A 16,808-nucleotide genomic window follows, 5' to 3' on the forward strand; every position below is an offset into this window, starting at 1 on the left:
ACACTCATATTTAATCCCTATATTTTCTATTTCAATTTTATCATTTTTGAAATAAGAAAACAAATTTTACTGGTTCAGTTTTAGGGGTTCATTATACAAGAGTAAAGTTACTCCAATTTGAGTAACTTTATATTTCGTTATTGTTCCAAGCTTCTATGGCATCTACAAGGTTTTCAAAACCGTTGACTTTCCCAACTATAAATATTTCGTCAAAAACATAACAACATACATTTCCATTCGTCTCTAGCAAGAACATTCCATTTTCATCTTCTGCTCTTTTGTCTGTAGATAAGACTCTCATCCCATCAATCATGTCATTAACTGTAGGAATATCATCATATTCAACATCTATTAGTTTCTTGCCATCACTTACATATATAGCCATAATTACCTCTTTGTATTATTACGATACAATTATTTTATTATTAAAAAGCTTTGGAAAAGATATGAAATTAACTAATCATTAAAGAAGTTTGTATTAATAACATTTTTAGTGTAAAATAAATTTAATTAATTTATAGGGGACTTTTATGAATATAGCAAAAAACATTACAGAACTAATTGGAAATACACCATTGGTAAAGTTAAATACACCGTCAAAACTTACAGGAACTACAATTTTAGGTAAGTGTGAGTTTATGAATCCTACTAGCTCTGTAAAAGATAGAATAGGCTTTAATATGATTAGAAGAGCTCAAGAAGCCGGAAAGATTACAAGCTCAACAACTATTATAGAACCTACAAGTGGAAACACAGGTATAGCGCTTGCTGCTAACTGTGCTGCACAAAACTTAAAACTAATTTTGACTATGCCTGAGTCTATGAGTATTGAGAGAAGAAACTTACTAAAAGCTCTAGGAGCTGAACTTGTTTTAACTCCTGCGGCAAAAGGTATGAGTGGAGCAATTGTTAAAGCTGAGGAATTACAAACTGAGATAGAAGATAGCATTATCTTACAACAGTTTGAAAATGAGTCAAATTCTGAAATCCATATGATTACAACTGCTCAAGAGATTCTAAAAGATACAGATGCTCTTATAGATGTATTTGTTGCGGCTGTTGGAACAGGTGGAACATTGACAGGTACTTCTCGTGTTTTAAAAGAAAAAATACCAAATATTACTGTTATTGCAGTAGAACCTGAAGCTTCTGCAGTACTCTCTGGTGAAAAACCTGGTCCTCATAAGATTCAAGGTATTGGTGCAGGATTTGTTCCTGGCATCTTAGATACTACAATCTATAGTGAAGTTATACAAGTGAGTAATGAAGATGCAATGAAGACGGCTAAAATGCTTGCAAAAGAAGAAGGACTACTTGTTGGAATCTCAGCTGGAGCAAATGTTTATGCAACTATGCAGATGGCATCTAGAGAAGAGTTTAAAGGTAAAACACTTTTAACAATTCTATGTGATACTGGTGAGAGATATTTAAGTACAGAACTATTTAGTGAGTAAAAACTATCTAGAGACTATCAAATCTCTAGATGGTGAAATTTTTAATATTTTATACCATCAGAGACGCTATGAGAGTGTTTTAAAATCACTAGGAGTTAGTGACTTTAAAAATCTTAAAGAGTTTTTGAATCCTCCAGCTTCGGGTCTTTATAGATGCCGACTAAGCTATGATGAACAAGAAATCAACATAACATATCATAAGTACAAAAAAAGAGATATCAAATCTATAAAGTTAGTATATGATGATGAAATTGACTACTCTAAAAAATACAGCGATAGATCAGCGCTAGATAATCTTTTTAAAAAAAAAGAAAATTGTGATGAGATTTTAATCGTAAAAAATTCTTTAATTACAGATACTACTATAGCAAATGTTGTTTTTTATAATGATGGTTTGTGGTATACACCAAAAAAACCACTTTTAAAAGGAACAACAAGAGCTAGGCTTCTAGATGCAGGAAAAATAATAGAAAAAGATATATATGTTAAAGATTTAAAAGATTATTCTAAAGTAGCACTAATGAATGCGATGATAGATTTTGATATAATTACGAAATATGATTTAAAGGATGTGACTTGTTAGATAGTGTTATAAATAATAAAGAGTTTACTCAACTGATGCAAAAACATATGCAGGAGTTGATAATCTATTTTTTTCAAAAAGAACAAAATTTTGGAATTCTTTGTAAAATAGAAGATGCTCTTTTTGAGCCAAGCTTACCAGAAGAGATAGTTACAGAATTCCGTCTATTAACACTTTTCTTTTTAGCAGGTTACACATTTGAAACAGCCCATATAGAAGAGAACAGTTTAGTTTTTGAAGCTGGTTTTGGAGCTGAAAATTTTGGTAGTATTGTTCGTGTACCACTTGTAAGTATTATGCAAATAATTGTAGATGAAACACCTGTAATGATAAATCTTGCAACTCACCAGCTAGAAGATGAACCTAAAAAAGTATCAAATGAAAAAGGTGTAAAAGATTCAATGGCGTCGTTTCTTTCAAACCCGGAAAATTCCAAGTTTGTAAAAGACTAAGAAGTAGTTTATACTTTATTTAAAGATAGTAAGAAGTGCACAACGTTATCAACAAAGGCATCGTGCTTTCTCTCTTTTAAGTAAGCTATATAAAAGTTTCTTTCTATTTTATAATTTTTAAGTCTAGCTTCAAAAAGTTTTCCTGAAGCTAACTCTGACTGTATAACGTGACGAGACATAATCGAAACTAAAGGTCTCTCAGCATTTTTATCAGCATTAACAATTGATTCTTTAATAGATGTTGGAGAAGCTAAAACACCTAAAACATTAAAGTTTGTACACTGCACACCCATCTCTTCAAATACTTCAGAAGTGAGTTTTCTTGTATGAGACTCTTCATTACGACATATCCAATCAAATTCAAATAAATCTTCCGCGGAGAGTTGTTTTTTAATCGGTTGATTCGAGAAAAGTACAAGTTCATCTTGAACCCACTCTCTATATACGATACCATCTCTAAAAATTGGAGATTCGATAAGAGCAACATCTATTTTTTTTGCTTCTAATTGATCAATCATATCTGTAGATCTACCAACATGCATATAAACTTCGTTACCAATTCTTTGCTTGATTTCACCAAGATATTTTGGAAGTATATAGTTACCAATAGCGTTTGAGCTACCCATAACAAAAGTGAATTCTTTATTGATTATTTTAAGAAGTTCTTTTTCACTACTTAGTATTGCTTTATCAAGTTTGATTGCAATTCTATAAAGATCTTCTCCCTCTTTTGTAAGTAAAATACCATTCTTTTTTCTCTCAACAATTTTTGTATCGAGATAATCTTCTATATATTTAATTTGTTGAGTAACAGCCGGTTGTGATATACCTAATTTTGCAGATGCCTTAGAGAAACTTTTCTCTTTTATGACCATAAGAAAGGTTTGTAATTTGGCAAAATCTTTTAACATAATAATTCCTATAAGTTTAATGAATAGATAAAATTATAACTCAATATTATAATTATTGCAATGGTATTGTAATAATTTATAAGTATTTTGCTATAATAAAAGTAAATAAACATAGACTAGCGACTATAATGGAAAAAGATGGAAAAAATATTTGAAAAACTAAATGAATCACAGAGCCAAGCTGTAAAACAATCAGAAGGTCCTGTCCTTATTTTAGCTGGAGCAGGGAGTGGTAAAACAACTACTATTATTTCTCGTCTTGCATATCTCATAGAAGTCCTTGGAATACCAGCTTCAAACACCTTAACTCTTACCTTTACGAACAAGGCAGCAAAAGAGATGCGTGAGCGTGCTCTTGACATGATTGTAGATGCTTCTTATCCACCACTTCTATGTACATTTCATAAGTTTGGGTTATTATTCTTAAAATTTCATATTCACCTTTTAAATAGACAAAATAACTTTGTAGTAATTGATACAGATGATAAAAAACGTATAATTAAAAAAATAAATACTGAAATACCAACACCATTAATAGCTAGTGAAATTTCAAGATATAAAAATTCACTTTTGTCTCCTGATGATGCATATAAACAAGCAGAACTTTTTAACTATCAACAAATTGCAAAAGTTTATGAAGAGTATGAAGCTTACCTTAGAGAAAATAACTTAGTTGATTTTGATGATTTAATTGCATTGACTTATAGACTACTTCACGAGAACCCTGAACTTGCTAAAACAACATCTCAAAAATATCAGTATATTATGATTGATGAGTATCAAGATACAAATGAGCTGCAGTTAAAACTTCTACAAAAACTTTGTACTTCGCATAATAATCTATGTGTGGTTGGTGATGATGATCAGAGTATTTACGGTTGGCGTGGAGCACATATTAGAAATATTATGGAGTTTGATCAAGATTTTCCAGGTACTTCAACTTTTAAACTAGAAAATAACTACCGTTCAAAAGAACCAATCTTAAAAGTAGCAAATGCACTTATAGAGCATAACCGTTCTCGTTTAGGTAAAAAGCTAATACCAACTCGTGGTTCTGGTGAAGATGTTAGTATATTAAATTCTCATGATGAAAACGAAGAGTCAAGAAAGATAGCTATGAAGATTAGAAAACTTTTAGACTCAGGTGTGAGTGCAAATGACATTGCAATTCTTTACCGTGTAAATGTTTTAAGTCGTTCCATAGAAGAGGGTTTAAATCGTTCTGGCATAGCTTACAAACTTGTTGGTGGTCTTAGATTTTACGATAGAGCAGAGATTAAAGACCTTATTTCTTATATTAGAATCATTACAAATTTCCATGATGACTTCTCATTTAAAAGAGTAGTAAATAAACCAAAAAGAGGTTTAGGAAAAGCTAGTATAGAAAAGATTGAGTTAGCGGCTCACGCTGCATCTACGTCCATATATGAATATATTAAAACAACATCTTTAGCTGATTTAGAGCTACTAGTAAGAAAGAAAAATGCCTCTACTTTAAAAACATTTATAAAAGATGTAGAAAATGTTTCAAAAGTAGCACGTGAATCTACTTATGAGTTTATAGATGTTTTAGAAGATACTTTCCATCTAAAAAATATTTACGCTGGTATGCAAGATGAAGCAGATAGAATTTTAAATATGGATGAGTTTTATGGACTCTTTCGTGATTTTGTAAAAAAATCTCCTGAATCTGGGCTAGATGAATTTCTAAATGAACTAACTCTTCAAAGTGAACAAGACCAAGTTGAAGGTGAGAGTATTTATATGATGAGTATTCACGCTTCTAAAGGTTTAGAGTTTGAGCATGTATTTATTATCGGACTAGAAGAAGGTTTCTTACCTTTAGTTGGTGATGGAAGTGACTTAGAAGAAGAAAGACGTTTGGGTTATGTTTCTTTTACAAGAGCAAAAGAGAGTCTTACTCTTTCTCATGCTGCAAGTAGATTTTACAAAGGACGCAGAAGTGATCTTCAAAAGAGTAGATTTTTTAATGAATCAGGCCTTTGCGAAGGTTCTTTAAAAGTCGAAAAAAACACAGCATTTAAAAAAGGTGACTTAGTCCGTCATAAAATTTTTGGAACAGGAAGAGTTGCAGGTATTAGTAAAAGTGGACGAGAATTTAAACTAAACATAAATTTTGCCGGAACAAAGAGAGATATCCTTGCATCTTTCGTAGAGCGCCTATGAATCGACTCTTTGTAGCATACAAACCTACAGGGATTAGCTCAAACTTTTTTTTATCACGATTAAAAAGAAAATATAATGATAAAAAATCTGGTTTCTCAGGAACACTAGATCCTTTTGCAAAAGGAGTGCTTCTTATTGGTTTTGGCTCCCACACAAAACTCTTTAGATTTTTAAATAAAACTCCCAAAAAATATCGTGCTACTTTATGGCTTGGAGCTGCATCTGACTCTCTTGATACTGAGATGATAGAAAATGTAGAGATTCTTCCAGAACTTGCCTTAGAGAAAATTCAAGAGGTTATAAAATCACTTGAGGGTGAGTTGGAGTATGAACCTCCTATCTTTAGTGCAAAGCGCATAAATGGACAAAGAGCTTATGATCTTGCTCGTGCAGGTAAAGAGTTTACTCTCAATAAAATAAATTCTAGCATCTATGAAACTAAGCTAATCAGTTACTGTCATCCATTTGTAACTTTTGAAGCAACTGTATCTGAGGGGACATACATTCGTTCTCTTGGGCGTATCATATCAAATAGACTAGGTTTACAACACGGAAGTCTAAGTGCTTTAGAGAGACTCTGCGAAGGACAGTTTACATTTGATGGGGAAAAAGCTCTAGATATTAAAAAATCTTTGAATATTCCTACGAATATATACCTTGGAGATAGTGATAATCTTAAATATGGAAGAGTTCTTGCTTTAAAGGATTTAGAGATACAAAAAGATGGATATTATTGGTTAGATAATGGCGATAATATTTCGATAATAAATATAGAACAGATGCAAGTAAAATATGAACTAGGTAGGATATATACATGTTAGTATTAGCTAGAAAATTAGACGAGTCTATTGTGATAGGTGATAATATAACTGTGAAAATTATATCTATCGATAAGGGTGTAGTTAAACTAGGAATAGATGCTCCAAGAGATATCTCTATAATTAGAAATGAACTTTTAGAAGATGTTAAAGATTTAAATATAGCAGCTTCTAAGCAGCACAGTCATGATGACTTGAGCTTGCTTAGTAAGATAATAAAAAAATAGAGCCTGATATGAAGATTTACAAAGCATATGCTAAAGTAAATGTGTTTTTAAAGATAACAGGAATGAGAGAAAATTATCATGAAATTATCTCTAGATTTATGAGAGTTGATTCTCTTTATGATCAACTGTTTTTCACTCCAAAAACTACAGATGACTTTGAAATAATAGGTGAATTTTCTTGTGAGACTCATCAAAATACAATATATAAAGCATATGTTGCCCTAAGAGAAGCAGTAAAATCTGAATCTTTAGATAGGCTAATGCAAACTTATGCAGTACAAGTCAAAAAAAGTATACCAGCATTTGCCGGTCTTGGTGGTGGAAGTAGTGATGCAGCTACATACTTAAAGATGTGTAATCAAGTTTTAGATCTTGGGCTTAGTCAAAATGAACTAGCAAAGATAGGTTTAAAAGTAGGGGCTGATGTTCCATTTTTTATATATGGCTTTGATAGTGCAAATGTAAGTGGTATAGGTGAAATAGTAGAAGAGTTTAAAGAAGATATCTTAGACTTTGAAGTCTTCACTCCAAAAGTAGAGATTAGTACCCCAAAAGTATATCTTAGTTACAGAGAAAATTTTTATGCACCAGTAGATGCTTGTCAAACACAGGAGCTTAAGAATAAGACTTCATTAGAGGTATTAGAGTCTATGAGTGCACATGAAGCAAATGATCTCTTTAAACCTGCACTACAAGAATATAGTGAGCTAAAAGAGCACTATCAACATGGATATTATTTTAGTGGAAGCGGAAGTAGTTTTTTTAGACTAGCAAGATAAATATTCAAAAATCCAAATCTTAATCAATCCATGCTAAAATTATAAAAATATTTGAATATATATATTCAAAAAGGAGAATTAAATATGGGCGACACAATAGCTAAGAATAAAAAAGCCTATTTTGATTACTTTTTAGAAGAGAAGTTTGAAGCAGGGCTTGTTCTCCAAGGTAGTGAAGTAAAAGGCATACGAGCCAATAGAGTGAACTTAAAAGATAGTTTTATACGTTTTGTACAAGGTGAAGCATTTTTATTTAATGCTCATATTGGAAGACTTGAAACTACACACCACTATTACACACATGAAGAAAGAGGTAGTAGAAAACTTCTTTTACATAAAAAACAGATAGTAAAAATGAAAAAAGCTGTTGATCAAGGTGGTTATACAATCGTGCCATTACAGCTATATTTTAATGGAAGAAACCTTGTGAAAGTTCAGATTGCAATAGCAAAGGGAAAACAGCTCCACGATAAAAGACAAGATTTAAAACAAAAAGATATGAAACGTGATATAGCAAGAGCTATGAAAGATTACTAATGAAGTTTTTAATAACCTTAGTAATTTTCGCTTCAACAATTTTTGCTTTTAATCTTCATATATCTGATTCAACTGTAGCAAATGGCAAGACTACAATCATAGAGTTTACTAAAGAGAAAAATATAGGGTACAAAAAGGTTATTTTAGGCAAAAAAGTGCATAAAATATACCAGCATCCACTAGATGCAAGTAAAATGTATGCCTTAATCCCTATTAGTTACTATGAAAAACCTAGTGATAAAAAAGTTAAGATTATATATACAGATAAAGGCAAAGAAAAAAATAAGATAATTCTCTTATATGTTGAAGATGGAAAGTACAAACAAGAGAAAATTAAAGTTCAAAAATCAAAAGTAACATTGAATAAAAAAGATAAAAAAAGAGCATCTATTGAATATGCACAAGCGATGAAAATTTACTCTGCATCTACACCCAAAAATCTAATCCATTCAAAATTTATAGCTCCAATGGATAGCAAAATTACAAGTTCGTTTGGAAAAGCAAGAGTTTACAATGAGACTTTAAATGGTTATCATAGTGGAACAGATTATAGAGCCAAAGTTGGAACACCAATAAAAGCTAGTAATGATGGAATTGTCGTTTTGGTTAAAGATAGATTTTACTCAGGCGGTACTGTTATACTAGACCATGGCCGTGGCATCTACACATGTTATTATCATATGAGTGACTTTAATGTAAAAAAAGGTCAAAAGATAAAAAAAGCTGACGTTATTGGACTTTCTGGTGTTAGCGGAAGAGTTACCGGACCGCATTTGCACTTTAGTGCAAGAGTTGGTGGAGAACAGGTTGATCCACTTCAACTAATAGATTTACTAAACAAAAAATTATTTTAAAAAAGGGATACAACATATGACAGTTTTTCAACTATTAATGCTTGGAGCTTCGGCTTTTTTTGCATTTAAAATTTTTGAGCATATTCAAACACTTCAAAATCCGCAAGAACAAAGAGATGACTCAAATGAAAGTGAAGAAAAAAGTGCAGATACTTTTTCTCCATTTGACCCAGCAGCATTGGTTGAAAAAGCAGATATAGCTTTTGAAGAAAAGGATTTTCAAAGAGCTTTAGCTCTACTTATTGAAGCAGATGCAAAAGATCCTCAAAACGCAGATATTTTATTTAAAATTGCTTATATTTTACAGCAAACAAATGATAATGATGAAGCACTTAAGTATTATAAGCAGGCAGTAAATTTAGATAAAGATAATGAATATATTCATAATTCTATGGCTTCTATATATAGAGCAAATGGTGAATTTACATCTGCAAAGCTGCATCTACATGCATCATTAGAGATAGACGATTCAAACCCAATAACTTATTATAACTTTGGAAATCTTTTAGTGGATATGAATCATAAAGAAGAAGCAAAAGATATGTATCAAAAAGCTTTAGATATAAACCCTGATTTTGATGAAGCAAAAGAGGAACTGGAGAAACTTTAATATGAATATATCCCAAATATATAAGTTTTTAGATGAATTATCTCCTTTTGAATTACAAGAGACATGGGATAATTCAGGTTTATTATTAGGTGATTTTAATCAAGAAGTTAGCAGAATAGTTCTGAGTATAGATGTTGATGAATCTTTAATTGATTCAATGCAAGAAGATACACTTCTAATCACTCATCACCCAATTATTTTTGGTGGATTAAAGCAGCTTGAGTTTAATAAATATCCAGCTAACCTTATTAAAAAAATGATACAAAAAAATATCTCAAATATTGCAATGCACACTAACTTTGATCAGACACATTTAAACGAGTTTGTAGCTACTGAAGTTTTAGGTTATAAAATTGCACAAAAAGATGGTTTTGTGGCTTACTTAGATGTTGATGAAGAGTTTGATACTTTCGCAAAAAAAGTCTCTTTAGCATTTGGTCTTCCTCATGCAAAATGCGTAAAAAGTTCAAATCGTGTCAAAAGAGTAGCTTTGACTACAGGTTCTGGATGCTCTTTATTGAAATCTATAGATGCAGATTGTTTTTTAACCGGAGATGTTAAATACCACGATGCCATGGAGGCTAAGAGTATAAAAGTATCACTAATTGATATAGGACATTTTGAAAGTGAGCACTTTTTTGCACAAATTTTACACGCACATTTGAAAAATTTAGGTTTAGAAGCTATAATTTCATCATCAAAGAACCCGTTCACATATATTTAAATCCAAAAGGAGACCAATGAACCAGCATCTTAAACAATTAATAGACCTTTCTCATGTAGATAAAGAGATTGATGCGTTTGAACCTCAAATCGAAGAAGCTAACTCTAAGTATGAAGCAGCACTTGCAAAAAAACAGAGTATTGACACTGATATTGAGAACTTAAGTAATGAAATCAAAGATGAAGAACTTAAGAAACATAAAAATGAACTTCATTTAACTGAACTTTCTCAAAAACTAGAAGATAACTCTAGAAAAAGTGGTGAAGTTAAAACTGAACGTGAAATGAAATCTTTACAACTTGAAGAAGAGATTGCTAAAGAACAAGTAACTTTTGCAAATGAAGAGATAGCAAGATTAGAAAAAATTATTGAATCTAAAAAAGAACAAGTAGAAGCTGCAAAAGTTTCTCTTAGTGAAATAGATGAAAACTTAGAAAGCGTAAAAGCTGAAGTTGATAAGAAATTAGAAATAATTAACAAAGAAAGACAAACTGTTTTTGTACAAAAAGAAAAACTTCTTGGGACTACAAATCAAAAAGGTTTGGCTTTTTACCAAAAAATCCGTCGTTGGGCTAAAAACTCTACTGTTGTAGTTGTTGAAGATCAAGCTTGTATGGGTTGTAATATGTTGATTAGCGATAAAATCTTAGCGGATGTTATCAAAGCTGAAGAGATTACAACATGTCCACATTGTGGTCGTATCCTTCATGTGGAAGCATCATCTGACGAGTAAGGCTTGAAGCCTTTTACACTTCTCTATTATGTTTTAAGTGTGGTGCTATATTTTGTAGCACTTCCACTTTTAATATATCTCTCATTTAAGCAAAAATACAAAGAATCTATTCCTGCACGTTTTTTTCTTTTTAAAAATTCATCATTCATTAGTGAAGATGGAGTTTGGTTTCATGTTTGCTCACTAGGCGAAGCAAAAGCATTAAAGCCGATTTTAGACTTAGTAAATAAAAGAGATATAAAGATAACAACTGTTACTCATACTGGACAATCAGAGGCTAGAAAGTATGATGCAGAGCTTAGATACTTACCTTATGAGATGTTACTTCCTTTTTGGATAAAAAAGCAGAAACTACTTGTAGTATTAGAAGCTGAGTTTTGGTTCATGCTTTTTGCAGTGGCAAGTTCTAGAGGTGCAAAAGTTGTGCTTTTAAACGCTCGTATCTCAGATAAGAGTGTAAAAAAATATTTGCAATTTGCGTGGTTTTATAAAAGACTTTTGGCAAATGTAGAAGTTATCTATGCTCAGAGCGAAATAGATAAAAACCGTTTCTTAGCATTGGGAGCAAAAAATATTGAAGTTATCGGAAACATAAAGTTAGCCGGTAAAATCACTAAAACAAAAGATTATATAAAACCAGTACAAGAGTGTATAGTTGCAGGTAGTACACACGAGACTGAAGAAGAATCAATATTAAAATCATTTGTCCAGTACAAAAAACAAGTAGATTCAAAACTTATAATTGTACCTAGACATCCAGAGAGATTTGAGAGTGTTTATTTACTTATGAAAAGTTATGCTGATAAAAACTCTTTAACTTTGTCAAGATTTTCAGAAGTTAAAGATTTTGATGCAGATTTGATTTTAGTAGATGCAATGGGAGAACTCAACAACATGTATGCTATTAGTGATATAGCTATAGTTGGTGGTGCATTCAAAAAAGATGTTGGTGGACATAATCCACTAGAACCTGCTTTTTTTGGATGTAAGATAATAACAGGTAAATATTTTCATGATCAAAAAGAGTTATACAAATATGTACATCATGTTCAGTATGTTGAGTCAGATGAGATTCACAAAGCACTTTTGTTCGCAAAAGATTTACCATCATCTTTGGTTGAAGAGAAAATAAACTTAGAACCAATAATAAATAAAATATTAGAAATATAAAAATAAATTAAAAGGAGCCTGTTCAATGTCAAAAGAAAAAGCATATAAAATACTGGCAATTCAAGAAGGTGTTTCAAACTCACAAGCTAAATCAATGATAGATCGTGGTTTAGTATACGTTGGAAACAAAAAAGTTATGATAGCTCGTGGAGAGATTGATGCAAAAATAGTCTTTAAAGTTCAAAAAGTAGAAAAGATTAAACCTATCTTTGAAAATGATGAGATTATTGTAGTTGATAAACCAGCGTATATAAACTCAGATGAACTAGAAAGACAGTATAAACCTGCTGTACTACTTCATAGACTTGATCGTGAAACAAGTGGTGTATTAATGCTTGTTAAAGATGAAGATTTTAGACAAAAAGCTATTAAAGAGTTTAAAAAAGATAATGTTTATAAAGAGTATATTGCTTGGGTTGAGGGAATTATTAGTGAACCTATTGAAGTTGATAAGCCAATTTTAACTCAGAAAAAAAACAATAAAGCTTACTCAAATGTATCTGGTAAGGGTAAACCTGCAAGAACAGAATTTTTCCCAGATTTAGTAAGTGCAAATAAAACAAAAATAAAGTGTGTTATTCATCATGGTAGAACACATCAGATAAGAACTCACCTACGTTATATTGATCATCCAATCATTGGAGATGAGCAGTATGGTGGAAGACGTGCTAAAAGAGTAATGCTTCATGCACACAAAGTTAGACTATTAGGTATGGAATTTATATCTCCTGAGCCTAAAGTATTTGTTGATTTTCAATAGTTTTGATATAATCCGAAAAATTTTATACTAATTAAAGAAGGTATTTTATGTTTGATACATTAACTAGTTCATTTACAGATGCTATTAGAAAAATTCGTACATTTGATGACGAAAAGGCACTTACCAAAGCACTGAATGAACTTAAAAAGTCACTCTTAAAAGCAGATGTAAATCACAAAGTAGTAAAAGAGTTGATAGCTGATGTTCAAGCTGAAACTAAAAAAAATGGTATTGGTAAAGATCAGTTTTTAGATGCACTTAGAGCAACACTTTATAAATTATTAGAGATTGGTGGAAATAAAGGTTTTATTTTTGCACCAAATCCTCCAACTGTAATTCTTATGACAGGACTGCAAGGTTCTGGTAAAACTACAACAACTGGTAAACTTGCAACTTATTTGAAAAATAAGCAGAAAAAAGTTCTTATTGTTGCGGCCGATTTACAACGTTTAGCAGCAGTTGAGCAACTTCGTCAAATTACAACTCAGATAGAAGTTGAATTATATGAAGATGAAGCAACAAAAAGTCCTGTTGAAGTTGTAAAAGGAGCTCTTAAAAAAGCTAATGATGGCATCTATGATGTTATTCTTATAGATACAGCTGGTCGTTTAGCTATTGATAATGAACTAATGGATGAACTTGAAGCTGTTAAAAAAGCTGCAAACCCTAATGAAATATTCTATGTTGCAGATTCAATGACAGGTCAAGATGCTGTAAAAACAGCTTCTACATTTAAAGAAAAAATTGGCATAGATGGTGTTATTCTTTCAAAATACGATGGTGATTCAAAGGGTGGTGTAGCCTTAGGTCTTTCATCACAGGTTCAAATTCCTCTTCGTTTCATCGGTAACGGTGAAAAGATGGAAGACTTAGAAGTTTTTATCCCTGATCGTATAGTAAACCGTCTTATGGGCTTTGGTGATATTGAAGGTCTTGCTGAAAAAACTGTAGGCGCAATTGATGAAAAGCAAGCTAAAAAACTTACTAAGAAGATTCAAAAAGGTAAGTTCAACTTCAATGACTTTTTAGAGCAAATGGAAAGCATGAAAAAAATGGGTAGCATGAAGTCTATTATGGGAATGATCCCTGGCATGGGGAACATGTCAAAAGCTCTTAAAGATTTTGATATGGAAAACTCAAGTGAATTGAAAAATATCAAATCAATGGTTTCTTCAATGACTTTAAAAGAGAGAGAAAACCCAGATTTACTTAATAACTCTCGTAAGGGAAGAATCGCAAAAGGTTGTGGTTTAGAAACTGTTGAAATTAATCGTATGATTAAACAGTTTAAAAATGCTGGTAAAATGGCCAAAAAGTTTTCAGGCAAGAATGGCATGAAAGATCTTCAATCTATGATGGGTCAAATGGGTGGTCCTGGTGGTGCAGGAGCTATTCCTCGTTAAAACTGAAACAGCAATGCATTTACTGCGTTGCTTCTTTCGTCACGTACTTTAAGTACGCTTCCTCATTCAGCCCTTGTAACTACATCACTCTTTTAATTTTATTTAGTCTAAATATTGTATTATCCTTTACTTTTATTACGGATGTCGTTATAATTCCGCTATCGTAATAACTTCTGAAATAATCCCTCTGTGATTAGAAGGTATCTTAATTATCAAGATATAAGACGCCAAAAGGCGGTAAGAGGCACAATAAAACTACTTAGTATATTTTATTCTGCAAAAAAACCTCCAAACATTTTGTTAATATTTCGTAAGAAATATCTTTAGTGCCATAGCGGCTAGCGTAGATAGATGGGCTTTGCTCATATATCGTTTAAATAATGATCAGGAAATAATATGACAGTAATTAGACTTACTCGTATGGGAAGAAAAAAACAACCATTTTACAGAATCGCTGTAACAGATAGCCGTAAACGTAGAGATGGTGGTTGGATTGAACTAATTGGACATTATAACCCAATGGTAGCTGAGAAGACTTTAGTTGTTGATAACGAAAGACTTGACTACTGGTTAAGTACTGGTGCTCAAATGAGTGATCGTGTTAAAAAGATAACTGGTCGTTAATCATGGTTTCTGAATTTGTCGCTCAATTTGCAAAGCTTATAGCAACTTATCCAGATGATATAAAAGTGCAAATAAAAGAGAGTGATGAAATTACTGAAATTGTTCTTTATGCTAATCAAGCCGACGTAGGCAAATTGATTGGCAAAGAGGGCAAAATGATTGGTGCAATTAAAACTGTAATATCTGGCTGTAAAGCTAAAGATGGCGTAAGCTATAGAATTAATGTCGAACCAATTTAAAGAACCCAGACTTCACATCGCAACTATCGGCAAAACTGTCGGTATAAAAGGTGATATGAAATTTCACATTGATTGTGATTTCCCGGAACAATTTCAAAATAACTCCACATTTTTGACAAATAAAAACAACAGTATTACTCTTGGACATGTAAACCATGAAAGAGGTATTATAAAAATTGCTGGTGTTAATACAATCGAAGATGCAAAAAAGTTTACCAACGTAAAACTTTATACAACTAGAGAAGAGACAAGAAAAAACTGCCATCTTGAAGAGGGTGAATTTTTCTGGTTTGATTTAGAAGATTGTGAAGTTCATGAAGATGGAAAACTTTTGGGTGTTGTAAATGAAGTTGAACGTATTACTATTAGCAATTATCTAAATGTTAAAACAAATGATGAACTTGTTGAAAAAGGTTCTGCAAAGAATTTTTTAATTCCTTTTCATAAACCATTTATTTTAAATACAGATATAGATAAGAAAATTATCACTGTTAGTGGTGCAATGGATATTTTAGAAGCTTCATAATGACTTTTACTTTTGTGACTCTATTTCAAAACATCGTAGAGGGATATTTTTGTGATTCCATTCTCAAGCGAGCGATTGATAAAGATATTCTGAATATTAACTATTTAGATCCAAGAGAATTTAGTAAGAATAAGCATTCTAAAGTTGATGATACAGCAGTTGGTGGTGGAGCCGGTATGGTTATGAATCCTCAACCGCTTTTTGATTCTTTGAGTGAACTGAAAAATCAAGATGAAGATGTTCATATTGTTTTTTTAACTCCGGTTGCAAAACCTTTTGTGCAAAATGATGCCAAAAGATTAGCAAAAAAGTCTCACATAGCTTTCGTTAGTGGAAGATATGAAGGAATTGATGAGAGAGTCATTGAAGAGTTTGCAGATGAAGTTTTCTCGATAGGAGATTATATTTTAACTGGTGGAGAATTACCTTCACTTGTTATGTGTGATTCTATTTCTAGAAATGTAGAAGGTGTACTTGGTAATAGTGATTCGCTAAGTATTGAAAGTTTTGAAACGCCTCTTTTAGAGGCACCATCTTTCTCTAAACCTAAAGATTTCCAAAGTTGTTCTGTTCCATCAGAATATTTAAAGGGAAATCATAGTAAAATTCGCTCACTTAAATTAGCCTTGTCTGAATGTAAGACTAGATTCTTCAGGCCAGAGCAGCTTTTAAAGCATAGAACAAGGAAATCTTATGAGAAATAAGTACATAGAAAACTTTGAAAAAGCACAAACAGCTGAGAAAACTCTTCCAGAATTTCGTGCTGGTGATACTGTTCGTTTAGCAGTAAACATTAAAGAGGGTGATAAAACTCGTATACAAAGCTACGAGGGTGTTTGTATTGCAAAACGTGGTCAAGGTACAGGTAAAACAATTACTATACGTAAAATTGGTGCTAATGCTATTGGAATTGAAAGAATTTTCCCAATTTACTCTGACTCAATTAATGAGATAAAAGTTATTCGTCGCGGTCGTGTTCGTCGCGCTAAACTATTTTATCTTCGTGATCTTGCTGGTAAAAAAGCTCGTATCAAAGAACTTAGAAGAAAATAATCTTCTAAGTCTCTACCCTTACATCCTTCTTTCAAAATAAAAAATCCTATTCTCTTTTATAAAATTTAAATCGCCAATTCCAACAACAAGTGCAATTTCCACCTAAATTAGCTAGCTAATCTTTTACTCATTTCACTGAAAAACACTTCATACGGAGTTTTGTA

Annotated in this window: 22 protein-coding genes; 20 read left to right on the top strand and 2 right to left on the bottom strand. The window is 31.8% G+C overall.

The window, feature by feature from the left end:
- Positions 1-127 precede the first annotated feature (127 nt).
- A complete protein-coding gene (locus QZZ48_RS08500; protein ID WP_294964352.1) occupies positions 128-385 on the bottom strand; it encodes a hypothetical protein in 258 nt (85 codons plus the stop codon).
- A 145-nt stretch (positions 386-530) separates the two neighbouring features.
- Between QZZ48_RS08500 and cysK the strand changes: the two genes are divergently transcribed.
- Genes cysK through QZZ48_RS08515 form a run of 3 tightly spaced genes read left to right on the top strand, consistent with a single transcriptional unit; the run spans position 531 to position 2,489 of the window.
- Positions 531-1,454, top strand: coding sequence for a cysteine synthase A (gene cysK, locus QZZ48_RS08505; RefSeq protein WP_294964355.1), 924 nt, complete (start codon positions 531-533; stop codon positions 1,452-1,454).
- Complete coding sequence (locus tag QZZ48_RS08510) at positions 1,447-2,037, top strand: aminotransferase class IV family protein (protein WP_294964358.1); 591 nt, start codon at positions 1,447-1,449, stop codon at positions 2,035-2,037. Before cysK ends, QZZ48_RS08510 begins: the two co-directional genes overlap by 8 nt.
- Positions 2,031-2,489 carry a hypothetical protein gene (locus tag QZZ48_RS08515; protein WP_294964361.1) on the top strand — a complete coding sequence of 153 codons (459 nt, stop codon included), beginning with the start codon at positions 2,031-2,033 and terminating at the stop codon, positions 2,487-2,489. The genes QZZ48_RS08510 and QZZ48_RS08515 overlap by 7 nt, the downstream gene beginning before the upstream one ends.
- Positions 2,490-2,497: 8 nt before the next feature.
- Here the strand turns inward: QZZ48_RS08515 and QZZ48_RS08520 are convergent, their stop codons facing one another.
- Positions 2,498-3,400 (bottom strand): LysR family transcriptional regulator, encoded by a 903-nt coding sequence (locus QZZ48_RS08520; RefSeq protein WP_294964364.1) that lies wholly within the window; start codon positions 3,398-3,400, stop codon positions 2,498-2,500.
- A gap of 138 nt (positions 3,401-3,538) precedes the next feature.
- Here QZZ48_RS08520 and QZZ48_RS08525 point away from each other — a divergent pair, with 138 nt between their 5' ends.
- From QZZ48_RS08525 to rplS, 17 genes are all read left to right on the top strand, one after another.
- Positions 3,539-5,587 carry an ATP-dependent helicase gene (locus QZZ48_RS08525; RefSeq protein ID WP_294964366.1) on the top strand — a complete coding sequence of 683 codons (2,049 nt, stop codon included), beginning with the start codon at positions 3,539-3,541 and terminating at the stop codon, positions 5,585-5,587.
- Positions 5,584-6,408: a tRNA pseudouridine(55) synthase TruB gene (gene truB / locus QZZ48_RS08530; RefSeq protein ID WP_294964368.1), complete on the top strand. Its 825-nt coding sequence runs from the start codon at positions 5,584-5,586 to the stop codon at positions 6,406-6,408. The genes QZZ48_RS08525 and truB overlap by 4 nt, the downstream gene beginning before the upstream one ends.
- Positions 6,402-6,632 (top strand): carbon storage regulator CsrA, encoded by a 231-nt coding sequence (gene csrA, locus QZZ48_RS08535; protein WP_294964371.1) that lies wholly within the window; start codon positions 6,402-6,404, stop codon positions 6,630-6,632. Before truB ends, csrA begins: the two co-directional genes overlap by 7 nt.
- Positions 6,633-6,640: 8 nt before the next feature.
- Positions 6,641-7,411: a 4-(cytidine 5'-diphospho)-2-C-methyl-D-erythritol kinase gene (locus QZZ48_RS08540; RefSeq protein ID WP_294964374.1), complete on the top strand. Its 771-nt coding sequence runs from the start codon at positions 6,641-6,643 to the stop codon at positions 7,409-7,411.
- A gap of 84 nt (positions 7,412-7,495) precedes the next feature.
- Positions 7,496-7,948: an SsrA-binding protein SmpB gene (smpB, locus tag QZZ48_RS08545; protein ID WP_294964377.1), complete on the top strand. Its 453-nt coding sequence runs from the start codon at positions 7,496-7,498 to the stop codon at positions 7,946-7,948.
- Entirely contained in the window at positions 7,948-8,802 is an 855-nt protein-coding gene (locus QZZ48_RS08550; RefSeq protein WP_294964379.1) for a M23 family metallopeptidase, read from the top strand. Before smpB ends, QZZ48_RS08550 begins: the two co-directional genes overlap by 1 nt.
- A gap of 16 nt (positions 8,803-8,818) precedes the next feature.
- Positions 8,819-9,412 (top strand): tetratricopeptide repeat protein, encoded by a 594-nt coding sequence (locus QZZ48_RS08555; RefSeq protein ID WP_294964382.1) that lies wholly within the window; start codon positions 8,819-8,821, stop codon positions 9,410-9,412.
- A gap of 1 nt (position 9,413) precedes the next feature.
- Positions 9,414-10,136, top strand: a complete 723-nt coding sequence (locus tag QZZ48_RS08560) for a Nif3-like dinuclear metal center hexameric protein (RefSeq protein WP_294964385.1) — start codon at positions 9,414-9,416, stop codon at positions 10,134-10,136.
- Between the two features lie 16 nt (positions 10,137-10,152).
- Positions 10,153-10,869 (top strand): C4-type zinc ribbon domain-containing protein, encoded by a 717-nt coding sequence (locus QZZ48_RS08565; protein WP_294964388.1) that lies wholly within the window; start codon positions 10,153-10,155, stop codon positions 10,867-10,869.
- 3 nt (positions 10,870-10,872) lie between these two features.
- Positions 10,873-12,039, top strand: coding sequence for a lipid IV(A) 3-deoxy-D-manno-octulosonic acid transferase (waaA, locus tag QZZ48_RS08570; RefSeq protein ID WP_294964391.1), 1,167 nt, complete (start codon positions 10,873-10,875; stop codon positions 12,037-12,039).
- 25 nt (positions 12,040-12,064) lie between these two features.
- Complete coding sequence (locus QZZ48_RS08575) at positions 12,065-12,799, top strand: RNA pseudouridine synthase (RefSeq protein WP_294964394.1); 735 nt, start codon at positions 12,065-12,067, stop codon at positions 12,797-12,799.
- Positions 12,800-12,846: 47 nt separating this feature from the next.
- Complete coding sequence (gene ffh / locus QZZ48_RS08580) at positions 12,847-14,202, top strand: signal recognition particle protein (protein WP_294964396.1); 1,356 nt, start codon at positions 12,847-12,849, stop codon at positions 14,200-14,202.
- A gap of 396 nt (positions 14,203-14,598) precedes the next feature.
- Complete coding sequence (gene rpsP / locus QZZ48_RS08585; protein WP_294964399.1) at positions 14,599-14,826, top strand: 30S ribosomal protein S16; 228 nt, start codon at positions 14,599-14,601, stop codon at positions 14,824-14,826.
- 2 nt (positions 14,827-14,828) lie between these two features.
- The gene (locus QZZ48_RS08590) at positions 14,829-15,065 is read left to right on the top strand and encodes a KH domain-containing protein (RefSeq protein ID WP_294964402.1); all 237 of its coding nucleotides are present in this window, start codon (positions 14,829-14,831) and stop codon (positions 15,063-15,065) included.
- Complete coding sequence (gene rimM, locus QZZ48_RS08595) at positions 15,049-15,591, top strand: ribosome maturation factor RimM (RefSeq protein ID WP_294964405.1); 543 nt, start codon at positions 15,049-15,051, stop codon at positions 15,589-15,591. Before QZZ48_RS08590 ends, rimM begins: the two co-directional genes overlap by 17 nt.
- Complete coding sequence (gene trmD / locus QZZ48_RS08600) at positions 15,591-16,295, top strand: tRNA (guanosine(37)-N1)-methyltransferase TrmD (protein ID WP_294964408.1); 705 nt, start codon at positions 15,591-15,593, stop codon at positions 16,293-16,295. The genes rimM and trmD overlap by 1 nt, the downstream gene beginning before the upstream one ends.
- Complete coding sequence (rplS, locus tag QZZ48_RS08605) at positions 16,285-16,644, top strand: 50S ribosomal protein L19 (protein ID WP_294964410.1); 360 nt, start codon at positions 16,285-16,287, stop codon at positions 16,642-16,644. The genes trmD and rplS overlap by 11 nt, the downstream gene beginning before the upstream one ends.
- Positions 16,645-16,808 lie beyond the last annotated feature (164 nt).

This window comes from Sulfurimonas sp. (assembly GCF_016744025.1).
In the GTDB taxonomy this organism is placed as follows: domain Bacteria; phylum Campylobacterota; class Campylobacteria; order Campylobacterales; family Sulfurimonadaceae; genus Sulfurimonas.